Below are 26821 nucleotides of genomic sequence, written 5' to 3' on the forward strand. Positions count from 1 at the left end.
TTAATTGTAAGTATCTCTTTAGTCAATTTTCTTTTTCCTCCTTTTGATTTCTTCCTGAATCTCCAAAGCGGTGTCAAAGTCTTCTTCCTTTACAGCATCTTCCAATAATTTCTGTAATTCCTCCATAGAGAGAGATCTTAAATTATCTTCTGTCTGAACTGTTTCAGAAAATGACTGTTCCTCCTTGGAAACATCTTCCAATTCCAAAAGAATTCCTGCTTCATTTAAGACTTGTTGAGTGGTAAAAATAGGCGCGTCAAAGCGTACTGCCATAGCAACAGCGTCAGAAGTTCTGGCATCTAAAATCAGTTCTTCTTCCGTTATTTTATTTTTGAAGTTTATGTTGGAAAAGAAAACTCCATCTACAATTTGATAAATAATCACGGACACCAATTCATAATTTGCCGAAACTATAAATTTTGTAAATAAATCATGGGTAAGAGGACGTGGTGGATGAATATCTTTCTCCAGACCAAGAGAAATGGATTGTGCCTCGAAATTTCCTATAACAACAGGTAACTTTATGTGTGTTTCTTCATGTTCCAATAACAAAGCGTACGCCCCTGATTGGGTCTGGCTGTACGATATTCCTCGAATAATTAGCTGTTTATAATCCATAGCTACAAAGATAAAGTAATTTTTGAATGTAAGTTTTACTTTTTGGACAAAAATAAAAGCTCGGAAAAACCCGAACTTTCATTTTTTATATAGTATAAAACTAAATTTTATCCTTTGATTGCTTTAATTTTTTCAGTTAATGCCGGAATAATCTGGAATGCATCACCAACTACCCCATAATCTGCTGATTTGAAGAAAGGAGCTTCCGGATCACTGTTGATCACAACAATTGTTTTAGAAGAGTTTACTCCTGCTAAATGCTGGATAGCACCGGAAATACCTACTGCAATATAAAGGTTAGGAGAAATTGCTTTACCTGTTTGCCCTACGTGCTCAGTATGAGGTCTCCAACCAATATCGGAAACAGGCTTGGAACAAGCTGTAGCCGCGCCCAAAACATTGGCAAGGTCTTCAATCATTCCCCAGTTTTCAGGACCTTTTAAACCTCTTCCCGCTGAAACTACAATTTCAGCTTCTTTAAGATCCAACTTCCCTGAGCTTTGTTCATGAGAAACCACCTTAGTATCTTCATTAGCCACTGATAAGTTTTTCACCTCTTCAGAACCTGACACCGGATTCTCTTTAATTCCGAAAGCATTTTGAGAAACAGTAATAATTACTCCTGTACCCTCAGCTTTAGCATGCATAAATCCTTTTCCTGAGAAAGCTCTTCTCTTCACCTGGAACGGAGAAATACTTTCAGGAGCTGCCAATACATTGGTAATTAAAGAAAAATTCTTCATTACAGCCAACATCGGAGCTACGGAAGAAGCATCGGTAGTATGAGGAAAAACAATTATGTTTCCATTCGCCACCTCACTCACTGCCTGAGCAAATGCTTTTGCTGAAAAGTTTTTAAGACCTTCGTCTTTAATATTGATGACATTAGATGCTCCATATTTATATAATAAATCTGAAGAATCTGTAGGGTTTACAGAAATTGCTGTAACGGTATCTCCCGCCTGATCAGCAATAGCTTTAGCATACGAAACTGCTTCAAAAGCTGCTTTTTTGTAAACTCCGTTTATATTTTCTGCGTATACGAATACTGCCATTTTTTTTGAATTAAAAGATTAAAAAATTTAATAATTAAAAGATTTAGATCACTTTAGCTTCTTCGTGAAGTAATCTTACCAGCTCATCCAGATTGTCCGGAGAAACCATTTTCACAGCAGCTCTTGGAGGAACACTATCATAAGAAACTCCCTGAACTTTCACTTCAGAAGAAGTAGGCTCAACAACCTGCAAAGGTTTTGTTCTTGCAGACATAATCCCTCTCATATTAGGAATAATTAGATCTTTTTCGTCCACCAAACCTTTCTGTCCGGCAATCACAGCAGGAAGTTTTACAGAAATCGTTTCTTTACCTCCTTCAATCTCTCTTACTGCAGTAGCTTCGCTTCCATTAACATCCAAACCAACAGATGCATTCACAAACGGCTGATTTAGCAACTGTGCTACCATTCCGGGAACAGAACCTCCATTATAATCAATAGACTCTTTTCCACAAAGGATAAGATCGTAACCTCCATTTTGAGCAACAGCAGCAATTTCTTTAGCTGTTGAATAACTATCTTTTGGATCAAGATTTACTCTAACTGCATCATTTGCACCAATTGCCAATGCCTTTCTGATAACCGGTTCCGTTGCAGCATCTCCTACATTAATAACCGTCACTGTAGCTCCTTGGGACTCCTGAAGTTTAACTGCCTTTGTCAACGCAAATTCATCTAATGGATTGATTACCCACTGAATTCCGTTTTTGTCGAAAGCAGACTTATCTGCTGTAAAGTTAATTTTGGAAGTAGTATCCGGAACACTACTAATACAAACTAATATTTTCATGTGTACTATTTTATTTTTCTCTTTATTGCATAAAAGCCTGGTGTTGTTATGCAGAGATTTTGTTTGATTAATTTCTGTAAATATAAATAAAAAATATATTATGCATGCATAATACTTATGATTTTATTATTCAATACATTAAATGTATTTATTTTGCCGGTTTAGTCGCCCTGAACTCTATCTTACTAGGTAAAACCCTTGGATTCATTTTTAAAATATCCAACACCAGATTTCCCATATCTTCAGGCTGAATTTTCCATGCATCTTTTTCTGAAACAACATTCCCGTTGAAATTCGTCGCTACAGATCCCGGCATAATGACTGTTGTTTTAATATTATATTTTCTTAGATCTATCATTGCGGCCTGTGTAAAGCCAACAACCCCAAATTTTGAGGCGTTATAACCAGTTCCGTTTTCAAAAAAATTAGCTCCTGCCAGACTTGAAATTGTAATATAATATCCTTCCGTCTTCTTTAACTCCTCAACTGAAGCTTTTAACGTATAAAAAGGGCCGGTTAAGTTCGTTTCTATCATAGTATTCCATTCTTCCACAGTAAGTTCATCTACGGGCTTAAATATCCCTAATCCTGCATTTGCAATTACAAAATCTACTTTTCCAAACTTCTGTACAGTGTATTTTATAGCTTCCTCTTCACTTTCAAGACTTCTCACATCTGAAACAATCCCTAAAACCTGTCCGGAATATGGCTGCAATTCTTTTTCTGCTTTCATTACATCTTCTCTTTTACGTCCTGAAAAGGCAACTGATACTCCGTTTTCCAATAAAATTCTGGCAATTCCAAAACCAATACCTTTGGTCCCACCTGTTATATAGGCTACTTTATTTTTAATCATACTTTTTACTTTAATTTCCCTAAAATAAATAAAACGCTTCAATTGAAGCGCTTTATATGAAATAAGATTTATCAGTAATCTATTTTTTAATGAATTTTTTAGAAAATGTATCTCCTTTGGTTTCAATATTGAGGATATATGTGCCCGGAAGAAGATTCGTTACGTCTACTTTATCACGATCAAGTTTAACACCAATACTTCTTCCAGCTGTATCAAATACTTCAACTTTAGTAATCTGTGACTTTGATTGTACTGTAATAAAATCTGTTGCAGGATTAGGATAAACTGAAATACTATCTTCTTCTACAATTGCGTCTTTTGCCCCTAGCACTGCATTATTTGTAGCGGTTAATGTATAATTGTCAAAAGAAGTGATATGAGCTACCGTATTTCCCGGACCAACTATTGAAGTGAAATCCATTTCATAAGGATCTACACCTGCAGCAGCTGGTAAATATGTTGCAGGTGGAGTACGAACCACACCTCCCGGGCCAGTCCATGTAACCGCTCCCGTAATTTTATTGTATGTGCATTTTAATGTTATCCATGTATTGGCAGGATAAGTATAGGTATTGGGTTCCAAATAAAATAGAATATTCCCGGTTACCCCTGTTGTAGTATTTGTATAATATGCTATTCCTACAACTCTTTGTGTGGCGTATTCATATCCGGCTCCAAGCAATGTTTTATGCGTTGTTTGGTCATAAACCATCACAGTTCCTCTAGCTACACCCCCTGTGATGCTTCCTGTATATAGGTTAAATTCCAATGACAGGATATCATTTCCTGAGGTTCTTGCAGCCCATGCGGCTGGTAATCCATCCTTCCACATATACTTTTGATCTGTTGCATTCGCACTTCCGGTTAGCTGTAAAGATTTGCCATGAGAAGCATCAATATTTACAATTTGTGCGTCTGTATTAGCTCCCCCAGCAAAATCTGTACGAAAGCCACCTTGTCCTGTGGCTGGAACACCCGGGGAACCTGGGGTAACACTTACCCCCACATTTCCTATGACATAGGAATTAAAATTATCACTTTGTAAAGATTGAGCATTGAATGTTTGAAACAAACCAAACAAAAACGCGCTAATTGATAAAACTTTTTTCATAACATACTTTTTTTAGTTAAACATATTATTATAACATTAATTTTTAGTACAAACTTCATTACCAAAGAATGTACTTCTATTGATAAGACAACTAAAATCTAAAAAGGTTGCTTATGAAAAAAATAAACATTTAATATCAATCGCTTAATAAAACAAAGATTCTATATACTCTCAGTAACTCATTGATTGATTTTTTTTATCATTCCTTATCCTAAGCCTAACCAATTTTATGTTACAAAACTATTTTGATACTTAAAGATTACCAATACTTGGAAAAGGGTAATTATTTCTACCTAGTTTTAGGTATTTTTAAGATTAATCAATGAAATATTTTGGCAATAAAAAAAACGCTCCGGATTGGAGCGTTTTTTATACTAAAGTTTATTAGCTTTATTCTTTAATGATTTTTTGAACATATACTTTTCCATCACTTGCCTTAACCTTTAAGATATAAGTTCCTTTGGTAAAGCTTGATACGTTTACTTCATTAACATTTTTATTATTAGAAATTGAAGTAATCACTCTTCCATTCATGTCATAAATATCAATTCCTTCAGATTTTAAACTGTTACCAAATCTGAATTTCAAAACATCTTTAACCGGATTTGGGAAGATTTGTAAATCTTTTGAATTAATTACCTCTGTAACACCTAGAGTATTCTGTCCTGTAATAGTCATTACCCATCTTGCAGAAGCAAAACCTGCTAAAGCTCCGGTTCCTGTTGCAATAGGTGTGTCAATACCACAAGTTTCTGAAGATAAATAAGACGGTCCTGTCTGAGCTCCAGGATGAGTTCCTAAATAGAAGGACTGAGGTGGAGTTGCTGTAGATCCATCATGATATATTTCCACAACAAATGTTCCTCCTGCCGGAACCACTTGTGATAGTGTTGCTCCCGTACTAACCATCTGCCCAACATTAGCCGGAGCTACGTTTACATTAGCCGTCCCTAAAAGTGTCGGGGTTCCTGTTGGAAACGTACCTGCCAAAGTATAAAGGTTTACCTCTACAGGGAAAGTAGTATTGGCTGTTTGTACTCCAAATGCAATATTGGTAATATTATAGTTGTAATTAATACCATAGTCTGATAGTTTAAATACTCTATAATAAGAATTATCGGCAGTATAGCCGTTAGCCTGACTTCCACACGCCACAGAACCTGTAGTTGCTACAGTATTAGGAACTGCATTTTGTGTAATAACTTGAGAGTAAGCAGCACTTGCGATTAACGCAACTGCTAAAGATGTAAAAATTTTCTTCATGATATAATTTTTAAATTTAAAATGTAAATATATTTTATTTTTTTGATTTAAAAAAATTTTAACAAATAAATCAAATAATCAAGAATAACAAGCTATACAAGCAATTAACAAAACAAAACAATCCACTTAGCAGTGAAAAATATTCATTTTACAAAATAATTTAATTATTAATAAAATAAACCATAAATAACATTTTAATGTAAAAATACCTGAGTCAAAATAAAAAAGATAGGATACCTAGTGGGGTATCCTATCTTTTATTTGTTTACTACAATATGTGCAAGCACCTAACTTCTCATACTGTTCTGTTATTTTGAATAATTTTCAAAAAAGAGCGGAATACTTTCGATTCCTTTATAGAAATTAAACAATCCATAGTGTTCATTAGGCGAGTGAATGGCATCAGAATCCAATCCAAAGCCCATCAATACAGACTTTGCTCCTAATACTTTCTCAAACATTGAGGTAATAGGAATACTTCCTCCTCCTCTGTAAGGTAATACCTCTTTTCCAAATGCCGTTTCCATTGCTTGCTTAGCAGCTGCAAATTCCTTAGTGTCAGTCGGTAAAACATAAGGCATCCCTCCATGATGCGGAGTTACTTTTACCCTTACTGTATCCGGAGCAATTTTTTCGAAATATCTGGTAAATTTTTCAGTGATTTCTTCCGGAGTCTGATAAGGTACCAAACGCATAGAAATTTTTGCAAAAGCCTTTGAAGGAATAACTGTTTTTGCTCCCTCTCCGGTATAGCCACCCCAAATTCCATTACAATCCAATGTTGGGCGGATTGATGTTCTTTCTAAAGTCGTGTATCCTTTTTCTCCTTCTATGTTACCTAATCCGATAGCTCTTTTAAACTCCTCAGGATTATCTTTCAATTTATTCATTTCAGCTCTTTCCTGATCTGAAACAATATCTACATTATCATAAAACCCGTCAATTGTAATATGTCCATCTTCATCGATTAACTTTGCAATCATTCTTGAAAGAACGTGGATTGGATTGGGAACTGCACCTCCATACAATCCGGAGTGCAAATCCCTGTTTGACCCCTCTACTTCTACCTCTACATAACTTAAACCTCTTAAACCTGTTGTAACAGTTGGCTGCTCATTGCTGTAAATATGAGTATCAGAAATCAGAATGCAATCACAAGACAGTTTTTCTTTATTTTCATTAACAAAATCACCAAGACTTACGGATCCTACTTCTTCTTCTCCTTCTAAAATAAACTTAACATTACAAGGAAGAGTATTGGTTTTCATCATCGCTTCAAATGCCTTTAGATGCATAAAAAACTGTCCTTTATCATCCGCAGAACCTCTGGCAAAAATAGCCCCATCCGGGTGAAGCTCTGTCTTTTCTATATAAGGTTCAAAAGGAGGTTTCTTCCATAATTCTAAAGGATCAGCAGGCTGAACATCATAATGACCATATACCAGAACAGTGGGAAGATTTTTATCTAAGATCTTTTCTCCAAAAACAATTGGGTAACCAGCTGTTTGGCATACTTCCACATTATCGGCTCCCGCATTTTTTAGATGTGTTGCACATACTTCTGCACATTTCAATACGTCATCTTTATACGCAGGATCTGCAGAAATAGAAGGAATTCTCAATAACTCAAATAATTCATCCACGAAACGCTGTTTGTTTTCGTTGATGTAATTTAATGTCTCTTGCATTGTAAAAATTTGTTTTGTTAAAATTAAAGAAAATGGTCAGCAGCAGCAAGCAAAAACAAAGAATTTTCCTTTAGCCAATTATTTATTTAGAATCGGCCAAATACTACACACCAAAAACAAAAAATGTCCTGCAACCTGGCAAGACATTTTTATATTTTCTAATAATAATTAGTGTTCAGCTTTAGCTTTTTCAGCTTCTACGGGTTTTGCTGCAGCAGTACTGTCTGTTTTTGGAGCTTCTGTTCCATGTTTTTCAGCAACAGCAGCTTCTTTATGTTCAGCTGTAGCATCATGACCATGAGTTTCTCCACCTTTTTGCACATCATCTGAATATCTTTCTGCTCCCTCTTCTAGCTTTAAAGTATTCTTATTTCCTCCAGCTTGTATTTTTTTACAGCTTACTGCTACACTTGCAATGGCTAAACATATAATTAATTTTTTCATATGTAAGATTTATTTTTTTTAAAAGGTCATATGGAATCGCTCTATTTTAGTCTATTCTAAATTATCCCAACAGCCGCGATTTCATGCTTAAATTTTAGATTGCCCAAAATTAAGAAATCCTGCTCCTTTTGACAACATTTTTACACTGATTTTAAAATAATTTTACCTTTTTTGGATTGTGTAAAAATAAGATATCTTTCTCCACCATCCTTCAGGTTGTATTTCTTTTTGATTTCATCTGGTTTCAAAGGATAGTTCTTTGAAATGATATTAAATTGCTCCTTCTTTTTAATCTGCTTATTTCCAATAACTTCCATTTCCATAACTCTTCCCGGAAAGCCTTCAATTTTCTCTGTTGAAGTGTAGATATGAGTGTTGGGATGAAGTTTTTTTAAGGAAAATCGTTCAGATATAAGATTAAACGCACCTGCTTTTAAAATGGAGTTATTTGGCAAATATATAAAACGCTCTGGTTCGGAATATTCTGAATGAACAAATTCTTCATTACCCAATTGAAATACAAAGTCCGACTCTCCACTATCTAAGTTGATACAATGGCACATGACTTTTTCAGGCTCATCATGTGTTAGAAATACGACAACCTCTTTTACCTCATTTTTTAATGCGATAATATCAATTCTTGAAATATTCTTTAATACAGAGAGAAGATATTTTAAATCAATCAGTGGCGATAGTTTTACTACTACCTTATTTGAAATGGATAGTAAATGATCCTGGATTTCAAGAATATTGGGTGAGAGATCTTCTAAAAGAAAAACTTTATTTTTACTACTATCTCTTCTGGCCGGATCCAAATACGTAACATCAAAAACTTCTTTATTCTGCTCAAGAAAATTTTCAAGCTTTAGATTAATAAATTTGGCTTTTTTATTTAAAACCGACCAGTTATGTTCAACTATTTTTAAAAGTTCAGTATTTTGTTCTACTAAGACTATATCATCAAAATTTTGTGACAGATAGTAGGCATCAATTCCAAAGCCACTGGTAAGGTCAATGAATTTTTTCCCACTTATCAAAGTTGATTTATAAATCGCTGTTTTTTCAGAAGACGATTGTTCCATATTGAGCTGAGGAGGAAATATAATTTCATCACGTAATAAAAAAGGAAATTTCTTTAAAGCAACTTGTCTTCCCTTTATTTGATGAACGATTTCCTGCATGCTAACTTCAGCAAATGGCGATTTTTTCAATAATAATGAATGTAAATCCGTAGTCAGATTTGCATTTATAAAATTTTGAACCTCTTTTTTTAATATTTCAACCACAGATTTCCCTAATATACAAGATGTTTATGTTTAATTTTTTAATATTCTAAATTTCCATTTATTTTTCTAAATATCCTTTTAGCAATTTAGCAATGCAATCAGTAGTGAAACCAACTAAAATTTAGAGTTTTAAGCCTGTTAATTTCAAGTAGATCGATAGAGAAGAATACTACAGCTTTAAATAATATAAAATTACCTTTTATAAAAGATATAGTCTGTTAATAACGGCTCAATACCGTTTTGCTTTAATAGAGAATTAATCTGCCCTCTGTGATAAGTAGAATGATTGATTGTATGGAAAAGCATTTCAAAGACACTATTTTCAAATTTTGTCCCCTTTGAGTTCTGATATCCTATTCGGTTATCAAGACTAAAATTCTGAACAATCTGAATACTTGTTAAAAAATTCTGGTGATTGATCTCTTCCAGATCTTCAAGTGGATTGACCTGCCAGACTTCGAAAGTTTCTTCTCCCAATATCCTTGCATTCCAGATTTGTTGAGCATTAATCGTATGATTGATTAATGCAATAGTTCTTTCATCTATTTTCGGCGTATAATCTTTAACCAGCTTAATTATTTTCTGATTATAATGATGTGTATATTCAAATAAATCAACTAGCTTATCGATCATAATTCAAACATTTCCGCCCAACGTACAGGCTTTATCTCTTTTTCAGAATACAATTCATCAATTGATCTTTTAGCTTCCAATTTTGGATAAAGATTCACTCCTATTAATTTGATCTTTCCTTCTTCCACCCACTTCTGCTCTTCAATAGCGTGCTGATAGATTTTTTTCTGAATAACTCCCTGTCTGATTAATTCCAGATAGCCACCCCCGTCTTCTATTTCCAAAAACAGACCCCAGGATTTTTCTGCAATTTGTCGTGTGAGATCTTCAACATAATAACTCCCATTGGCAGCATCTTCAAAAACATTAATGATACTTTCGTAAGCCAACACGATCTGTTGCTTGAAAGAAATTTCCTCTGAATTATCCGTACTTCTGCTTACAAGATAATTATTGCTATAAACCGCATCAGCACCACCAATCATTGCTGCGGCAAGCTCCAATGTGGAACGGATAAGATTATTTTCACTATCCGAAACTGCTTTATTTCTTAATGAAGTTTCAACAAAAATATAAGGGATTTCGTTAAGGTTATATTCTTTTGAAAGCTGGTTAAAGATGAGTTTAAATGCTCTTATCTTTGCCATTTCAAAAAAATAATTTCCTCCTACGGCAATTTTAAAAATCAATTTATCTAAGATTTCAGCTCCAAAAACTTCAATAAGTTCTTTCGTTTTTGCTAATGCTATTCCAAGTTGCTGATAAATTGCAGCTCCTGCATTTTGATGAAGAGAAATATCTATACAAATATTTCTTCTGAAATCTTTAGCTAATAGCTCCCTGGCCAACTGATCATTAATTATTCCATCTTGTTCATTAAATACATCAATCAGCGAAAAGTATTGATCTTCATCCTTTGGGCTGATATGCTCTGCAAGATCTTTATTATTAACGAAAATGGTTTTTCCTTCTAAATTTTCAACATTCTGATTTAAAAGAAATGCAAAAACATCATCTTCCAGACTTTCATGGTACTGGGCAACCAAATGAGTGCTTTCTTCAACTTTGGGAAGATTGACCAAAAGCTGTGGTACAGAATTATAGAAAGGTTTTACTACAATTCCTTCTAGATTTTCTTTTTTCAGAATTGTGTAGATATCTTCTGTTTTAAGTTGCTTTTTTACTAAATTTTCCCAATCAGGAAGGGTATTAATATTTGACATTTAGTGGAAAGTTATAGGATTAAGAGCTTTTATTTTATGAATTTTATTTCTTCGATATTTTAGTGCTATCCACAACAAGAATGAAGATTTCCTCATCAGGTTTTTTCATAAAATAATTTTCTCTTGCGTATTTTTCTTTTTCAGATTTATTATTCATGAGCTTTTTATAAAAAGTATCATTTTTTTCATATTCCGTTTTATAATACTGCAATTGTTCCTGGTATTTACTGATCTCACCATTGAGCTCATTAATTACCAGAAATGATGTTTTATCAAAGAAAATCATCCACACTAAAAACAAACAGATAGTAATAAAATACCTGTTTACAATGTATTTCTGAAGCAGTTTAACGACTTCGGATTTCGGTTGGATGTCTTTAATTAATTTATTTGCCATTTTAGTGTTTTCTCAACGAGTTTTTTATCACAGTAGTTAAAAAATCAATCGCTACAGAATTTTGCTTCATATTAGGGATGATAAGATCAGCCTCATTTTTTGAAGGTTCAATAAATTCCTGATGCATTGGCTTTAAAGTAGTTTGATAGCGATGTAAAACTTCACTTAAATCTCTACCTCTTTCCTGGGTATCTCTTCTAATTCTTCTGATCAGCCTCTCATCAGAATCTGCATGAACAAAAACTTTCAAATCAAATTCTTTCAGCAGCTCTTTATTAGTAAGAACTAAAATACCTTCCACAACCAATACATTTTTAGGTTCTACAGTCACATGGTCTCCGGTTCTGGAATGCGTAACAAAACTATAAATGGGCTGTTCAATGGGCTCATTATTTTTTAAAGCTTTGACGTGTTTTAACATCAGTTCAAAATCTATAGACTTCGGGTGATCATAATTCAAAGCTTCCCTTTCAGCCAATGTAAGATTATGGTTATCATGATAATAATTATCCTGTGACAAGATGTTCATTCCTTCGATATCAAGCTGTTGGAGTATTTTATCCACAACTGTAGTTTTGCCGGATCCAGTTCCTCCTGCAATTCCTATTACAAGCATTCTTTTTGAGTTTCTATATAGTTGGTACAAATATACTATTTTACTTGAATGCAAGTAAAGTAATTCCATCTTTAAATTATATGGAAAGCACATACAAATAAAAACACCGGCAATGATACCGGTGTTTTTGTTATACTATTTCGCTTGTCAGCTCTCTTGAAATCAATTTCTCATGCATAGGCTTCAGTACATCCATAGAGCCTGTTTTTACAGTGCATTTGCCCTTATAATGAATCAGGATCGTACATTGCTCAGCCTGCTCAAATGTATGCTTACAAATTTCCACAAGGCAGTCGATCACATAATCAAAAGTATGTACATCATCATTATGTACAATCAGCTTATACACATCATCCGTTTCTTCCAACACGAGAACTTCTTCCTCGTACTGGCGTTTTGGATTTTCGTAATCCTTTATACTGTTATAAAAAATCATTTTAGAATTATTTAAACTTCCCCTAATTTATCCGCCAAATCATTGATAACATTTGGACCTTCATACACCAATTCTACCAGCTCAACGCTTTTATTATTCATTTTTAGAATTTTAAAATGGTAGTTTTCAATATCAAACTCCTGATTTTCCACAGGAATATCTTCTAATGCGTGGAGAATAAATCCTGCTAATGTATTATATTCGCTTTCTTCAGAAGGAGCCAATTTTTTAGGCAGGAATTCATTAATTTCTTCGAGAGGTTGTGTAGCCTGAACCCAATAGATGTTGTCTCCAATCTTATCAACAATTTTATCTTCGTCATCTTCCTCATCCTGAATTTCTCCCACCAGCTCCTCGAGGATATCTTCAAGTGTTATAATACCTTCGGTACCACCGAATTCATCAATAACAATTGCCAGGTGTTGCTTTTTCTGCTGGAAGATCTTAAGGAGATCGGAAATCTTTTTACTCCCCACTACAAAGAAAGCATCACGCATAAGGGTTTTCAGATCTTCATGATTCAGCTCACCTTTTCTTTTAACAAATTCTCTGATAATCTCCTTTGTATAGAGAATACCGATCACGTTATCAATAGAGTTTATATATACGGGAATTCTGGAATAACCACTATCCATAATTTTATTGATAATATCGTTGATATCTTCCTCAAAATCTATTGATGTAATATTCTGTCGGGGAACCATGATTTGCTTTGCAGAGTGATCTGTAAAATCAAACGCATTCTTAATAATCTCATAGTTTTCCTCTTCTATTTCTCCGCTATCAGCACTTTGTTTTACCAAAAGCTGAAGTTCTTCTGTAGAATGGATTTCCTGCTCAGATGCGGGATGGATTTTCATTAATCTTAAAACCCCGTTCGACATGGAATTCATCAACCAGATAAAAGGTTTGAAAATCGTATAGAAGATCCTCAAAGGAACAGCAGTTGCCATCGTGGTAGCTTCTGATTTTCTGATTGCAATGGATTTGGGAATCAATTCTCCAAACACTATATGCATAATCGTAATAAGAACAAAACTGATGATTAACGATATAGAAGTAACTGAAGCAGCACTTAATTGAAAATTGATAGATATAAAGATATTCTCTACAATATGGTGTAATGCGCTTTCTCCTACCCAACCCAGGGCAAGTGAAGCTAATGTAATTCCTAATTGTGTTGCAGAAAGATATTCATCAAGATGTTTTATGATGTGCTCTGCCTGTTTAGCCATTGAGTCCCCCTCTGCGGCCTTAATTTGAATTTGCGAATAACGAACTTTAACAATTGAAAATTCAGCGGCTACGAAAAAGCCATTAAGTAATACAAGAAACAAGGCTAGCAAAAGCCTGACTATGTCCGAGTCCATTTAGAAAATTATATAAAATTTAGTTTTACAAAGATATAGAAAATAAAAATAACAAAAAAAAGCATCGATATACTCGATGCTTTAATATTTTACTAAATATTTTTCTTATGAATTTTTCAAAGCTTCTGCTCCCGAAACGATCTCAAGGATTTCGTTTGTAATAGCAGCCTGTCTCGCTTTGTTATAGAAGATTACCAAATCATTCTTCAAAGCCTGGGCATTATCTGTTGCTTTATGCATCGCAGTCATTCTAGCTCCATGCTCAGATGCCACTGAATCTAAAACAGCTTTGAAAACCTGAGTTTTTATAGATTTTGGAATAAGGTTATCCAAAATTTCATTCTTGTTAGGTTCAAAGATATAATCTGTTTCTACTTGTGGTTCAGTAGTTTCAGGCATCAGGATAGGAAGAAGTTGCTCTTTGGTTACTTCCTGAGTAGCAGCATTAATGAATTTATTATAAATTAAATAAATCTCATCAAATTTACCCTCCTTAAAGCTGTTCATAACCCCTTCTGTAAGGTTAGAAACTGCATCAAAGTTCAAATTATCAAAAACGGCACTTTCATTAGCATATACAGTACGGCTTCTTCTTACAGCATCATATGCTTTTTTACCGATTGTAAGAACTTCAATATCGTATTGAGAATTATTCTGAAACTGAATATTAAGCTCTTTTACAATAGATGAGTTAAATGCACCGGCAAGTCCTCTGTTTGACGTTACAGCGATAAAAAGCACTCTTTTAACCTCTCTCTTTTGAGCATATATAGAAACCTGATCAGGATCTGAACTAGAGTTTACATTCTGAATGATTTCTTGTAGTTTCTCGGAATAAGGTCTTAACATCACGATTGCATCCTGTGCTTTTTTAAGTTTCGCAGCAGAAACCATTTTCATAGCACGTGTAATTTGCATCGTAGATGAAATTGAACTGATTCTTCCTCGTATTTCTTTTAAGTTTGCCATATTGGGTTAGTTGTTGGTTGTCGGTTGTTGGTTGCTAGTTTTAGAAATTTCTGTCAACTATCAACCAAAAACCATCAACTAATTTTTTAATTATATTTTGAAGCTAGATCGTTAGCAGCTTGCTTAAGAACGTCTGTAATTTCGTTATCAATTTTTCCAGATTTAATAGCAGCCATCGTTTCAGGATGCTTAGATCTTAAGAAAGCGATATATTCCGCCTGGAATTCTTTCACTTTTCTGATAGGAACGTTTCTTAACAAGTTCTCAGTACCTGCATAGATCATTGCTACCTGGCTGTCTACCGGAAGTGGAGAGTTAACCGGCTGCTTAAGAAGCTCCACGTTTCTTTCCCCTTTAGAGATTACAGCTAAAGTAGATGCATCTAAGTCAGAACCAAATTTAGCGAACGCTTCTAGTTCTTTATATTGAGCCTGGTCAAGTTTCAATGTACCAGACACTTTTTTCATTGATTTAATCTGAGCGTTACCCCCTACCCTTGATACGGAGATACCTACGTTAATTGCAGGACGAACCCCAGAGTTGAATAGATCAGATTCAAGGAAAATCTGTCCGTCTGTAATTGAAATTACGTTAGTAGGAATATACGCAGAAACGTCACCAGCCTGAGTTTCGATAATAGGAAGTGCAGTTAATGAACCACCCCCTTTAACCAAAGGCTTCAAAGATTCAGGTAGGTCATTCATCTGGCTTGCGATGTTATCATCAGCGATCACCTTTGCAGCTCTTTCCAATAATCTTGAGTGAAGGTAGAAAACGTCTCCAGGATAAGCTTCACGTCCCGGTGGTCTTCTCAATAGAAGAGAAAGCTCACGGTAAGCAACAGCTTGTTTAGACAAGTCATCATAAACGATAAGAGCTGGTCTACCTGTATCTCTGAAATACTCACCGATAGAAGCACCTGCCATAGCAGAATACACCTGCATCGGAACAGGGTCTGATGCATTAGCGGCAACAATTACAGTATAAGCTAAAGCTCCTTTATCAGAAAGAGTTTTAACGATCTGAGCTACTGTAGATGCTTTTTGTCCAATTGCAACATATATACAATATACAGGTTTCCCTGCATCAAAAAATTCTTTTTGGTTGATGATCGTATCAATAGCAACAGTCGTTTTACCTGTTTGTCTGTCACCAATGATAAGCTCTCTTTGTCCTCTTCCTACAGGGATCATAGAGTCGATCGCAACGATACCTGTTTGTAGAGGCTCAGTTACAGGCTGTCTGAAGATAACTCCAGGAGCTTTTCTTTCCAATGGCATTTCGTATAAATCCCCTGTAATAGGACCTTTACCATCGATAGGGTTACCAAGAGTATCTACTACTCTTCCTAGCATACCTTCCCCTACTTTAATTGAAGAAATTCTGTTTGTTCTTCTAACTGTATCACCTTCTTTTACTAATTTACTTTCTCCTAAAAGTGCAACCCCTACGTTGTCCTCTTCAAGGTTAAGTACAATACCTTCTACATCACTAGAAAATTTAACCAACTCTCCGTATTGTACGTTTTCTAACCCGTATACACGAGCAATACCATCACCGATGGTTAAAACTGTACCTACTTCCTCAACGTTAGATTGAGTGTCGAAGTTGGCCAATTGTTGTTTTAAGATCGCAGATACTTCTGCCGGATTTATTTCTGCCATTGTATGGTTGTTTTTGTCTTAATTTAATTGAAAATCTTTTTTAACCTGATTAAGTTTGCTTTTAACAGATGCATCGATCTGCTGGTCTCCTACTCTTAAAATATAACCCCCTAAAATCTTAGGATTTACATTAACCTTCAAATCAAAATTTGAAGTATTTTTTACCAGGTTTGTAGATCCTAAGATCTGATCAATATTTTCTTTTGAAAGCTCAGTAGCAGTAGTTAAAGTGATTCTCTGTACACCATTAACATCTTCTACTTTATTGATAAATTCCTGAGCGATATTCTTCAACTGGCTTTCACGACCTTGTCTGATAACCAATTTGATTAAATTCTGCGAAGAAAGTGACAAATCTTTGAAAATCTCATCAGCTACTTCTATTTTCTTTTTAGCATCAATGTAAGGTGTAAGGAAAAACTTGTTCAGATCCGCAGATACTGACATCAGCTTTACCACATCTTTCATTTCAGAAAATACAGTAGCCGTTTGCCCTGTTTCATTTGTGAAATCAAGCAAACCCTGTGCGTATCTTTTAGCTACTTTAGATGTAAGCATTATTAGTTAAGGTTAGATTTGTTTAAATAATTTTGAACCAACTCGTTCTGAGCTTCGTTGTTATCTAATTTTTGTTTTAAGATAGACTCAGCGATATTTACAGATAAAGCACCAATTTGAGTTTTAATATCTGCCATTGCAGCATTTTTCTCAGTCTCAATAGTTTGTTTAGCTGCTTCAATCATTTTATCTCCTTCAGCTTTAGCAACATCTTTAGCCTCTCCTACAATTCTATCTTTAATTTCTCTTGCTTCTTTCAGGATAGCATCTCTTTCAATTTTAGCTTCACGAATGATTCTTTCGTTATCAGCTTTAAGATCTTCCATTTCTTTTTTAGCCAATTTAGCTTGATTTAATGCGTCAACAATAGAAGTTTCTCTGTCATTTACTGCATTAACGATTGGTTTCCAAGCGAATTTTGCTAAAAGAAACAACAGGATAACAAAAGTAAGCGTCATCCAAAACAAAAGTCCAATTCCAGGTTCAATAATTCCCATATCTGTAAATTCTTTTTTTAATGTGATAATTTTATGGATATCTTTTTAAAATTCTTAGCAGCAGCCAACCGCTTCACTGCTAAGAATATTCTCTTTTGAGGATAAATTACTTGATGAAAGCACCAAAGATGATCGCGATAAGACCAGCACCTTCAATAAGACCAGCAGCAATAAGCATTGCTCCTTGAATCTTACCAGCTTGTTCTGGTTGTCTAGCGATAGCATCCATTGCATGTCCACCGATTTTACCGATACCAAGACCTACTCCTAGTACTGCTAAACCGATTCCTACGTAAATTAATCCTGCTCCAGTTGATAAATCCATAATAAATAAATTATATTAGTTAAAATTATTTTAAAAATAATGCTCTATTAGTGAGCGTGTTCTTCATGACCATGTTCGTGCTCATGTTCTGCTACAGCAATACCGATAAATAGTGCTGATAATACTGTAAATATATATGCTTGCAAGGCAGCTACCAATAATTCCAATACAGAAACAAATAATGCTAATGGTACTGATGCAAATCCTAAAAACGGAGATTTAAAAATAAAGATCAAAGATATAATAGCCAAGATCATAATGTGACCTGCAGTAACGTTAGCGAAAAGTCGCATCATTAACGCAAAAGGCTTTGTAAAGATACCAATGATTTCGATCGGAACCATAATAGGATATAATAAGATCGGTACCGGCGGCATAAAGATATGTTTCCAATAATCTTTATTAGCACTGAACAAAGTAATCAATAAGGTAATAACAGCCAATACAGCAGTGATTGCAATGTTACCAGTAAGATTAGATCCTCCAGGGAAGAAAGGAACCAATCCGAAAAGGTTATTGAACCAGATAAAGAAAAATGCTGTTAATAAATAAGGCATATATCTTTTATATTTAACTGATCCGATATTCGGGATTGCTACCTCATCTCTGATAAACACGATCACAGGCTCCATTATTTTTCCAAAACCTGTCGGAAGCTGAGATTTCTTATAGTTTCTTGCCATTCCAATAAATACTACCAGCATAAAAATCACTGATAAGAACATTGATGCTGCATTTTTAGTAATGGAAAGATCAAAGTAAACATTATCTGATTTTTGTTTCCCACCTATTAATGCAAACAAAGTTGCTTTTTCAATTCCTTTAGTAGAAACCACTTGTCCCTCTTCCAATGTATATCCATCATGTTCATGACCGTGAGCGATCTTGTTAGAAAGGAAAGTATGCCATCCTTCATTATCTTTAATAATTACAGGTAATGGAATTGAAACGTGATGTTCTTCCCCATTATCATCTTTGGTAGTCCATAAATGCCATTCGTTAGAATCACCAATGTGTTCCATGATCATTTTGGTAGCATTAAAGCCCTTTTCCGCTTCTGTATGCTCTACTTTTTCAGCTGCCTTCTCACCTTCAGATTCATGTTGTGCATTAGCTAAACCACTAATAAACACAAATAAAAATGCGAAAAATAATGAAGAAATTTTTCTGTTCATATCTCTTTTTTAATCGTGTGCAAATATATCGATTTTATTAAACTTTACCAATATTAAAAATTGATTTTTATCATCAAAAAAGTCAAGATTTGTTAATGAGTTTTATTATAGATAAGTATATAAGGAACGATGCGATAATAAAGCAAATTACAATAAATAGAAAATTAGCTTTTGTTTTATCAATAACAAGCAAAGAAATAACAAGCCATACAAGATCTTTTGAAAGGTTTACCACCAGAAATTTCATCCCCGCGTCTGGTCTGCCATATAAATATCTTTTAAATATTATATAAACAATACTATTAAGGACTATTATTAAAAGTACAATAATTAAACTATTCCAAATATTCATTTTGCAAAAATAAAATTATAATTTATTAAGCAAAATAAATCTCCGCAATGTATATCATATATATTATTAAAAAATCCTTATTTTTGCAGACTATAATTTATAACACATATGTTTAATAGTTTACAGGATAAATTAGACAAGGCGCTTCATAATATTTCCGGACGTGGAAAAATTACGGAAATCAATGTTGCGGAAACCGTAAAAGAAATTCGTAGAGCATTGGTAGATGCCGATGTTAATTATAAAGTAGCAAAGGATCTCACTAAAAGAGTTCAGGATAAGGCTTTAGGACAAAACGTTCTCACTTCTCTTACTCCTGGCCAATTGATGACTAAAATTGTTCACGATGAGCTGGTAGATCTAATGGGGGGATCCCAGGAAGGTATTAATCTTTCGGGTAAACCTACCATAATCCTTATTGCAGGTCTTCAGGGTTCCGGTAAAACTACATTTTCCGGAAAACTTGCCAATTATTTACATACTAAAAAGAATAAAAAACCTTTATTGGTAGCGTGTGATGTTTATCGTCCCGCTGCAATCGATCAGTTAAAAGTACTGGGCAGCCAGATAGGGGTTCCTGTTTATACAGAAGAAGGAGCTACCAATCCGTCTACCATTGCTGAAAATGCCATCAAGTTTGCAAAAGAAAAAAACCATGATGTTGTAATTGTGGATACTGCAGGACGTTTGGCGATTGATGAGCAAATGATGAATGAGATCAAATCTGTTCATTATTTCATCAAGCCTCATGAAACATTGTTCGTTGTAGACTCTATGACGGGTCAGGATGCTGTAAATACTGCAAAAGCATTCAATGATGCATTAAATTTTGACGGTGTTGTTCTTACCAAATTAGACGGTGATACAAGAGGGGGTGCTGCTTTAACGATCCGTTCTGTAGTTGAAAAACCGATTAAATTCATTTCCACAGGGGAAAAAATGGAAGCTCTAGATCTTTTCTACCCGGAAAGGATGGCGGACAGGATTTTGGGAATGGGAGACGTTGTTTCCTTAGTAGAAAGAGCTCAGGAACAATTCGATGAAGAAGAAGCCAAAAAACTTCATAAAAAAATTGCTAAAAACGAGTTTGGTTTTGACGATTTCCTAAAGCAGATCAATCAGATCAAGAAGATGGGTAATATGAAAGACCTGATGGGAATGATCCCTGGGGTGGGAAAAGCTATTAAGGATGTTGAAATCAGTGATGATGCATTTAAACACATTGAAGCAATTATCTACTCCATGACTCCGGAAGAAAGAAGAAGACCTTCTATTATCAATACGCAAAGAAAACAAAGAATTGCAAAAGGCGCAGGAAGAAAGATTGAAGATGTAAACCAATTGATGAAACAATTTGATCAAATGGGTAAAATGATGAAGATGATGCAGGGACCTCAGGGTAAACAAATGATGCAGATGATGAGTAAAATGCCTAATATGCCTGGAATGGGCGGAATGTTTGGAAAATAGGAATCCATCAATCAATATAAAAACCGGCTCAATTGAGCCGGTTTTATTTTTTAGTCTGACTGATTATTATTTATCAGATTTCTGAGATTTTGATTTAATGAAGTAAGAAAAACCAATATTAACTCCAAAAGTTTTAACGTTAGTTTTTACATCGGTATTCATAATTGTTTCTTTATTAGAAAACTGATCATATGAAACCCCTAAATTAACCCCTAAAGATTGTGTCGCCATATACGTTACTCCTCCTTTTACCTTCCATGCCAAACCATCTGTAGTAGTATCAGATGAAACTGAACCATCACCAAAATTTCCTTCACCTGTATTTTTAACAGACGAATATCCGATCCCTGCTCCAAGGAAAGGAACAAACTTGCTATCATTAACAAAGTAATAAGTAGCAGTTGGCATTACAGAAAAATTATTGGTTTTAGATTTGATGCCCTGATATTTTGTTGTAGCACTCATAAAACCTAAGTCAATTCCAACGGCTAACTTATCAATTACAAAATACCCCACTGAAGGAGATACAGAAAAAGTGCTCACTTTAGGCCCATCTATCGATTGTCCGCCAGCTTTAATTGTTGTAGTAATGTTGTTAAATCCTAAACCAGTGTTTCCACTGATAACCCAGTCTCCTTTAGTCATCTGAGCGTTCGATAATCCAAAAAGTGCAATAGCACCAGTTAGTAATAGTTTTTTCATAGTTATTAAAATTTAATTTATACAGGGTTCTATTTGTGGAAATAGAACTCATTATTAGTTATCATTTGATATAAAAAGTTACAAGTGGCAAATTTAACATAAATTTATCATTTATTTAATATTTAATTAAACAATATTATAATCTCTTTTACACCATTGTTTTCAGGAATTTCAAGCGATAAAAAAGGTCTGAGCAAGCTCAGACCTTTTTTTATTGTAAAATAATGTACTAATTACTTAGCAAAAACATATTTAACTCCGAAAGTTACAGAAGATAAATTCAATCCGAAGTTATAGTTGTTTGTAGCATCACCATCTTTTGGCTTGTAGTTGTTGTAACCGAACTCACCGATAGTAGCTTCGATAGACCAGTTCTTGTTCAAGAAGTAATCTAAACCTGGCTTCACAGTAACACCAATTTGCGTGTATTTAGCTTCGCTAGAAGTAGAGTTTGAAACTGTAGTATTTCCTGAAGTAGATACTGAGTTATTTTCTAACTTAGTTTTTCCGAACTCCATTGGTACTGCTAATTGTCCGAAGATATATAATTTTTCAGACAAAGTCCAGTATTTTCTTACGAAAGGAGCAACAACGAAAGCTGGCTTCTTAGTGATATTCTCACTTACAGTTGTAGTGTTAAGAATAGTTGTAGTAGTAGTAGCTGTAGTTTTTTCAGTTTGGTAACCAACACCTAAACCAATTGCTAAGTTTGTGTTAACAAAATATCCAACTGTAGGTAATACATTGAAGTTTTCTGTTTTAAGATTACCATTGTTAGTTTCTTCTTGAGAATAACCAACAGATCCTGATAAATATGTAGTACCTTTAGCAATCTGAGCATTAGATAAACCGAAAAGTGCAATAGCACTCGCTAATAATAATTTTTTCATTTTAAAAAATTTTAATACTTTCTGAGAGCAAATTTACAGAGGGTCCCTCTAATATTAAAATTTGTTAACGTGATTAATATCATCCAAAAATACTCGCTTTTTACAGGAAAAAAATGCACTTAATATATTATATTATTTTTTTCACAAATTTTTGAATAAAAAAACTCCAATTCTGCAATTGGAGTCCTTAAAATTCGGAATTTTTAATAATTTTATCTTAAATAGAAATTATATCCGATGTTTACAGCGCCTATTGTCCAGCTTGATCTGTATCTTCCAAAATCACGTCTGTTACTAATGCTTTGGTACCCTATATACAATTCACCTTTAGACATCTGATATCCAAATTTCGGTTGTGCATAGAAACCTCCATCCATTCCGTCTTTTACAGAAATAGCATAACCAAGATCCAATCCTACAAAAACAGGAGCTCCTGAGAACTTATACTTTCCTGAAACAGCCACCGGAATAAATCCAAAATCATCAAAGTTATCCTTTCCAAAGAAATGTGAATACCCTGAAGCAACTCCCAGATCCAATCCTTTTGTAATATTCCACATATAAGATGCATCAACACCTAAAGTAAATGATGAAACATCACTGGCATCAGCAACAGGAATTCCGATATGTCCTCCTAGTTTAAAACCTTCTTGCGCATTTACTGCACTTCCTAAAAGCGCAAAAGCGCCCACTAATAATAGTTTTTTCATTTTTAAATAGTTTTGATTGATGCTGCAAAATTAACGTTTATTTTTCATTCTGCCTCCCGTTAAAACACGGATAAAAAAAACACTTACCAGGTAAGTGCTTAAAATTATTTTAAACTAGGGTGAGCGTAATTTAATCTTGCTGAATAATTAAACCTATTAATTTCCATCAAATTTAAATCGGCCCCCAATGTTTGATTATTCATTTCGAAGCCTTTTCTCTTCGTCATTATAAGCCAGGATAATTTTCCTTACAACCGGATGTCTTACAACATCCTCTTCAGTTAGATGCACAAAACCAATTTCATTTACACCATGCAAAATCCTCATTGCTTCTTTTAGTCCGGATTGCTGATTTCTTGGCAAATCGATTTGGGTAGGATCCCCTGTTATAATAAATTTAGCGTTCATACCCATTCTGGTAAGGAACATTTTCATCTGGGCATGGGTTGTATTCTGTGCTTCATCAAGAATTACGAAAGCATCATCCAGGGTTCTTCCTCTCATAAAAGCTAAAGGTGCCACTTCAATAACTTTCTTCTCCATAAAACCTTCAAGTTTCTCGTGAGGAATCATATCTCTTAAAGCATCATATAAAGGCTGTAAATAAGGATCTAATTTTTCTTTAAGATCCCCCGGCAAAAATCCAAGGCTCTCCCCTGCTTCTACAGCGGGTCTGGTAAGTATAATTCTTTTAACCTCTTTATCTCTTAAAGCCCTGGCTGCTAAAGCAACACTGGTATAGGTTTTCCCTGTTCCTGCAGGTCCTATAGCAAAAACCATATCCTTTTTCTCGGTTTCTTTAACCAGTTTTTTAAGATTAGTCGTTTTAGCTTTTATAATTTTACCATTGACTCCTTTTACAATAATATCCTGATCAAAAATCAGATGTTTTTCATTCTCATCCTTAATATTGAGAATACTCTCTACATCTTTCAGTTCAATAGAATTATTTTTTGAAATAAATTTTACAATATCATCAAGTTTTTGTTTAAATATATCCAGAGCTTCCTGATTTCCTTTAGCTAAAATAGAGTGATCTCTGCCTGTAATTTTTAGTGTCGGAAAGCTTGATTTTAATAAATTGAAATATTGGTTATTAACTCCATAGAAGATTTTCACATCGATATCTTCCAAATCATATGTTAATTCAAACATGTAAGCATTTTTTTATTAGAATCTAAATTTAAAGTTTTTTTTTCATACTTATATTAATTTTGTTATCCACAATTTTCATTTAAACACCTTTATAATACAATTAGCTAACTCTTAGTTATATAAAATATCAATTCTCTTAAAAGGTACCACAATATTGATTATATAAACACTTGTAACAGGTATAATGTGGTACCTTTTTAATTCTTTTTCTTAGTATTAAAAGATATTATATTCAATGTAATAAAAGGAGGTTTAAACTCATGTAAGCTTCTTTTTTAATTATTTTTTATGAGTTATAAGCACGAAGTTTTCCTTTATTTTAAATAAATTTGCAGGACTAGTATTATTCCACAACTACAAAAATGTCAATTATTACACTCACTTCTGATTTCGGAAATTTAGATTACAGGGTTTCGGCTATGAAAGGCAAAATTCTTTCTTTAAATCCTGAGGTTAATATTATTGATATTACCCACGAAATTCAGGCATATAACCTTATCCAGACTTCATATATCATACGGAACGCGTATAAACATTTTCCAAAAGGAACTATTCATATTCTGTCTGTAGACAGTTTTTATCACAAGTCAAGAAAAAATATTCTTTATAAAGCAGATGGTTCTTATTTTCTTGCTGCAGATAATGGTTTACTTAGCCTTGTTTTTTTTGATATCAAACCTGAGGCTATTTATGAAATTACTCTGAACAACAGGTTTGATGATATCATTAATTTCACTTCCACAGATATTTTCGTTCCTGCTGCCGTACATTTAGCCAACAGTGGCCTTCCGGAAGTAATCGGACGGAAAATAAAAAGTGTAAAAGAACTTCTATTCCCGAAACCTGTCTATAATGAGACTGAAAAGATGATTATCGGGGAAGTGATGTATATTGATAATTTCGGAAACATAATCTCAAATATCAACAAAGATTTTTTTGAAGCCGCAGGAAAAGGACATGAAAATTTCACGATCAAATTCAGGAATTTAAGTCTTTCAAAAGTATTTTCCAGCCACACGGAAGTTGTTTCAGACTGGAACAGGGAAACCGAATTCCATGGGCAATCCGCAGCCATTTTTAATGACAGCCAACTATTGGAACTTACTATCTATAAAGGAAGCAAGAAAAATGGTGCAAGAAGTTTATTTGGACTGAATGTAGGCGGGAATATTTATATAGAATTTTCGTAAAATTATATATTCCGTAAAAAAACCGATTTTTTTTATATATTTGTCAAAATCTAAAAAATAAAAATGGCAGAGTACAAATTATTGCTTCCTTCCATGGGAGAAGGTGTTATGGAAGCTACAATTATCACTTGGTTATTCAATGAGGGTGATCAGGTAAAGGAAGATGATTCCGTAGTAGAAATTGCAACAGATAAGGTTGATTCAGATGTTCCGACACCAGTTTCGGGAAAAATTGTGAAAATCTTAAAGCAAAAGGATGAAGTTGCAAAAGTTGGTGAAGCCATTGCTATTTTAGAAATTGAAGGAGAAGGCGGAAATACAGCTACAGAAGAAACGATCACTGAAGCCCAGGTATCAGCTCCTGATACCGAAACTTTAAAAACGATTGAAGAACCATTAAAAACGGGAACTTCAACAGTTGAATTCTCAGGAGATCTTTATTTATCGCCTCTTGTAAAATCTATTGCACAACAAGAAAACATTTCTGAATCTGAATTAAAATCTATTAAAGGAAGCGGTTTAGAAGGAAGAATTACCAAAGAAGATATTTTAGCATTTGTTAATAACAGAGGAAACCAGCCAAAGACAGCACCTGTTCAGCAAGTTGCCTCTACTCCACAGCCGGTTGCAACAACTCCTGTTGTAACACCTGTATCAGTTTCAGCTGGTGATGAAATCATTCCAATGGACAGAATGAGAAAAATCATTGCTGAAAATATGGTAAAAGCAAAACACATTGCACCTCACGTTACTTCTTTCATTGAAACAGACGTTACCAACGTTGTAAAATGGAGAAATAAGCATAAAGATCTGTTCGAAAAACGCGAAGGTGAAAAACTTACCTTTATGCCGATTTTCGTAAAAGCGATCGTAAAAGCAATTCAGGATTATCCAATGATCAATGTCTCTGTAAATGGAGATAATATCATCAAAAAGAAAAATATCAACATTGGTATGGCAACGGCTTTACCGGACGGAAACCTTATCGTTCCTGTCATCAAAAATGCAGATCAGCTTTCACTATCAGGACTTGCAAAGGCGATTAATGATTTAGCTTATAGAGCCAGAAACAAGAAATTAAGACCTGAAGATACTCAAGGTGCTACTTACACTATTTCCAATGTAGGAAGCTTCGGAAACTTAATGGGAACCCCTATTATTCCTCAACCGCAGGTAGCTATCCTTGCCATCGGTGCTATTGTTAAAAAACCGGCAGTACTTGAAACTAAAGACGGTGATGTAATCGCTATCCGCCAGTTAATGTTTATGTCTCACTCTTATGACCATAGAGTTGTAGATGGTTCTTTAGGAGGAATGTTCTTAAAACATGTTCATGATTACCTTCAAAACTGGGATCTGAATACAGAAATTTAGAAATTAAAGCAGCAATAAATTTTGCTTGTTATACGATACAAACCTTCGAAATGAATTTCGGAGG

General features: G+C 34.2%; 28 protein-coding genes. 3 read left to right on the plus strand and 25 right to left on the minus strand.

The features are described 5' to 3' along the window. Positions 1 to 18 precede the first annotated feature (18 nt). The 21 genes from ACNFU2_RS04865 to atpB form a co-directional block, all read right to left on the minus strand. Positions 19 to 618, minus strand: coding sequence for a bifunctional nuclease family protein (locus ACNFU2_RS04865; RefSeq protein WP_172278464.1), 600 nt, complete (start codon positions 616 to 618; stop codon positions 19 to 21). Positions 619 to 725: 107 nt separating this feature from the next. Then, positions 726 to 1673 (minus strand): electron transfer flavoprotein subunit alpha/FixB family protein, encoded by a 948-nt coding sequence (locus ACNFU2_RS04870; RefSeq protein ID WP_172278466.1) that lies wholly within the window; start codon positions 1671 to 1673, stop codon positions 726 to 728. 43 nt (positions 1674 to 1716) lie between these two features. Next, complete coding sequence (locus tag ACNFU2_RS04875; RefSeq protein ID WP_065394252.1) at positions 1717 to 2463, minus strand: electron transfer flavoprotein subunit beta/FixA family protein; 747 nt, start codon at positions 2461 to 2463, stop codon at positions 1717 to 1719. Positions 2464 to 2611: 148 nt separating this feature from the next. Further along, on the minus strand, positions 2612 to 3319 hold the full coding sequence (locus ACNFU2_RS04880; protein ID WP_273648191.1) for an SDR family oxidoreductase: 708 nt from the start codon (positions 3317 to 3319) through the stop codon (positions 2612 to 2614). Positions 3320 to 3398: 79 nt separating this feature from the next. Then, on the minus strand, positions 3399 to 4430 hold the full coding sequence (locus ACNFU2_RS04885) for a T9SS type A sorting domain-containing protein (protein ID WP_273648192.1): 1032 nt from the start codon (positions 4428 to 4430) through the stop codon (positions 3399 to 3401). A 390-nt stretch (positions 4431 to 4820) separates the two neighbouring features. Further along, positions 4821 to 5693, minus strand: coding sequence for a T9SS type A sorting domain-containing protein (locus ACNFU2_RS04890; RefSeq protein WP_273648193.1), 873 nt, complete (start codon positions 5691 to 5693; stop codon positions 4821 to 4823). Between the two features lie 308 nt (positions 5694 to 6001). After that, positions 6002 to 7381: a dipeptidase gene (locus tag ACNFU2_RS04895; protein ID WP_273648194.1), complete on the minus strand. Its 1380-nt coding sequence runs from the start codon at positions 7379 to 7381 to the stop codon at positions 6002 to 6004. 168 nt (positions 7382 to 7549) lie between these two features. Next, a complete protein-coding gene (locus tag ACNFU2_RS04900) occupies positions 7550 to 7825 on the minus strand; it encodes a hypothetical protein (protein WP_172278476.1) in 276 nt (91 codons plus the stop codon). A gap of 140 nt (positions 7826 to 7965) precedes the next feature. After that, on the minus strand, positions 7966 to 9036 hold the full coding sequence (locus tag ACNFU2_RS04905; RefSeq protein WP_418123959.1) for a THUMP-like domain-containing protein: 1071 nt from the start codon (positions 9034 to 9036) through the stop codon (positions 7966 to 7968). A 267-nt stretch (positions 9037 to 9303) separates the two neighbouring features. Next, complete coding sequence (locus ACNFU2_RS04910) at positions 9304 to 9744, minus strand: DinB family protein (RefSeq protein ID WP_418123961.1); 441 nt, start codon at positions 9742 to 9744, stop codon at positions 9304 to 9306. Then, positions 9741 to 10907, minus strand: a complete 1167-nt coding sequence (locus tag ACNFU2_RS04915; RefSeq protein ID WP_273648197.1) for a methylmalonyl-CoA mutase family protein — start codon at positions 10905 to 10907, stop codon at positions 9741 to 9743. Before ACNFU2_RS04915 ends, ACNFU2_RS04910 begins: the two co-directional genes overlap by 4 nt. A 43-nt stretch (positions 10908 to 10950) precedes the next feature. After that, positions 10951 to 11304, minus strand: coding sequence for an FtsB family cell division protein (locus ACNFU2_RS04920; RefSeq protein ID WP_172278484.1), 354 nt, complete (start codon positions 11302 to 11304; stop codon positions 10951 to 10953). 1 nt (position 11305) lies between these two features. Next, positions 11306 to 11920: a uridine kinase gene (gene udk / locus ACNFU2_RS04925; protein ID WP_273648198.1), complete on the minus strand. Its 615-nt coding sequence runs from the start codon at positions 11918 to 11920 to the stop codon at positions 11306 to 11308. A gap of 130 nt (positions 11921 to 12050) precedes the next feature. Next, on the minus strand, positions 12051 to 12356 hold the full coding sequence (locus tag ACNFU2_RS04930) for an ATP-dependent Clp protease adaptor ClpS (RefSeq protein WP_172278488.1): 306 nt from the start codon (positions 12354 to 12356) through the stop codon (positions 12051 to 12053). A gap of 11 nt (positions 12357 to 12367) precedes the next feature. Further along, positions 12368 to 13726, minus strand: a complete 1359-nt coding sequence (locus ACNFU2_RS04935; protein ID WP_172278490.1) for a hemolysin family protein — start codon at positions 13724 to 13726, stop codon at positions 12368 to 12370. A gap of 105 nt (positions 13727 to 13831) precedes the next feature. Next, positions 13832 to 14695, minus strand: coding sequence for an ATP synthase F1 subunit gamma (gene atpG / locus ACNFU2_RS04940; protein WP_172278492.1), 864 nt, complete (start codon positions 14693 to 14695; stop codon positions 13832 to 13834). An 86-nt stretch (positions 14696 to 14781) separates the two neighbouring features. Further along, the gene (atpA, locus tag ACNFU2_RS04945) at positions 14782 to 16359 is read right to left on the minus strand and encodes a F0F1 ATP synthase subunit alpha (protein WP_172278494.1); all 1578 of its coding nucleotides are present in this window, start codon (positions 16357 to 16359) and stop codon (positions 14782 to 14784) included. An 18-nt stretch (positions 16360 to 16377) separates the two neighbouring features. Continuing rightward, the gene (atpH, locus tag ACNFU2_RS04950; RefSeq protein WP_172278496.1) at positions 16378 to 16917 is read right to left on the minus strand and encodes an ATP synthase F1 subunit delta; all 540 of its coding nucleotides are present in this window, start codon (positions 16915 to 16917) and stop codon (positions 16378 to 16380) included. Between the two features lie 2 nt (positions 16918 to 16919). Continuing rightward, positions 16920 to 17414 (minus strand): F0F1 ATP synthase subunit B, encoded by a 495-nt coding sequence (locus tag ACNFU2_RS04955; RefSeq protein ID WP_172278498.1) that lies wholly within the window; start codon positions 17412 to 17414, stop codon positions 16920 to 16922. 106 nt (positions 17415 to 17520) lie between these two features. Further along, positions 17521 to 17739, minus strand: a complete 219-nt coding sequence (locus tag ACNFU2_RS04960; protein WP_007844726.1) for an ATP synthase F0 subunit C — start codon at positions 17737 to 17739, stop codon at positions 17521 to 17523. Positions 17740 to 17786: 47 nt separating this feature from the next. After that, positions 17787 to 18914 (minus strand): F0F1 ATP synthase subunit A, encoded by a 1128-nt coding sequence (gene atpB / locus ACNFU2_RS04965; RefSeq protein ID WP_411247467.1) that lies wholly within the window; start codon positions 18912 to 18914, stop codon positions 17787 to 17789. A 460-nt stretch (positions 18915 to 19374) separates the two neighbouring features. On the opposite strand from atpB, the gene ffh reads away from it, so the two are divergent. Next, entirely contained in the window at positions 19375 to 20736 is a 1362-nt protein-coding gene (gene ffh / locus ACNFU2_RS04970; RefSeq protein ID WP_172278502.1) for a signal recognition particle protein, read from the plus strand. Between the two features lie 66 nt (positions 20737 to 20802). Here ffh and ACNFU2_RS04975 read toward each other — a convergent pair whose 3' ends face one another. From ACNFU2_RS04975 to ACNFU2_RS04990, 4 genes are all read right to left on the minus strand, one after another. Continuing rightward, the gene (locus ACNFU2_RS04975) at positions 20803 to 21438 is read right to left on the minus strand and encodes an outer membrane protein (RefSeq protein WP_418123967.1); all 636 of its coding nucleotides are present in this window, start codon (positions 21436 to 21438) and stop codon (positions 20803 to 20805) included. A 233-nt stretch (positions 21439 to 21671) separates the two neighbouring features. Continuing rightward, complete coding sequence (locus ACNFU2_RS04980; protein ID WP_345988051.1) at positions 21672 to 22328, minus strand: outer membrane beta-barrel protein; 657 nt, start codon at positions 22326 to 22328, stop codon at positions 21672 to 21674. Positions 22329 to 22540: 212 nt separating this feature from the next. Further along, entirely contained in the window at positions 22541 to 23038 is a 498-nt protein-coding gene (locus ACNFU2_RS04985; RefSeq protein WP_172278508.1) for a hypothetical protein, read from the minus strand. Positions 23039 to 23233: 195 nt separating this feature from the next. Further along, entirely contained in the window at positions 23234 to 24193 is a 960-nt protein-coding gene (locus ACNFU2_RS04990; protein WP_172278510.1) for a PhoH family protein, read from the minus strand. Between the two features lie 362 nt (positions 24194 to 24555). Between ACNFU2_RS04990 and ACNFU2_RS04995 the strand changes: the two genes are divergently transcribed. Continuing rightward, a complete protein-coding gene (locus ACNFU2_RS04995) occupies positions 24556 to 25383 on the plus strand; it encodes an SAM hydrolase/SAM-dependent halogenase family protein (RefSeq protein ID WP_273648201.1) in 828 nt (275 codons plus the stop codon). A 63-nt stretch (positions 25384 to 25446) separates the two neighbouring features. After that, positions 25447 to 26757, plus strand: coding sequence for a dihydrolipoamide acetyltransferase family protein (locus ACNFU2_RS05000; RefSeq protein ID WP_172278514.1), 1311 nt, complete (start codon positions 25447 to 25449; stop codon positions 26755 to 26757). The last annotated feature ends 64 nt before the right edge of the window (positions 26758 to 26821 follow it).

This window comes from Chryseobacterium sp. PTM-20240506 (genome assembly GCF_048296755.1).
GTDB classification, from domain to species: Bacteria; Bacteroidota; Bacteroidia; order Flavobacteriales; family Weeksellaceae; genus Chryseobacterium; species Chryseobacterium proteolyticum.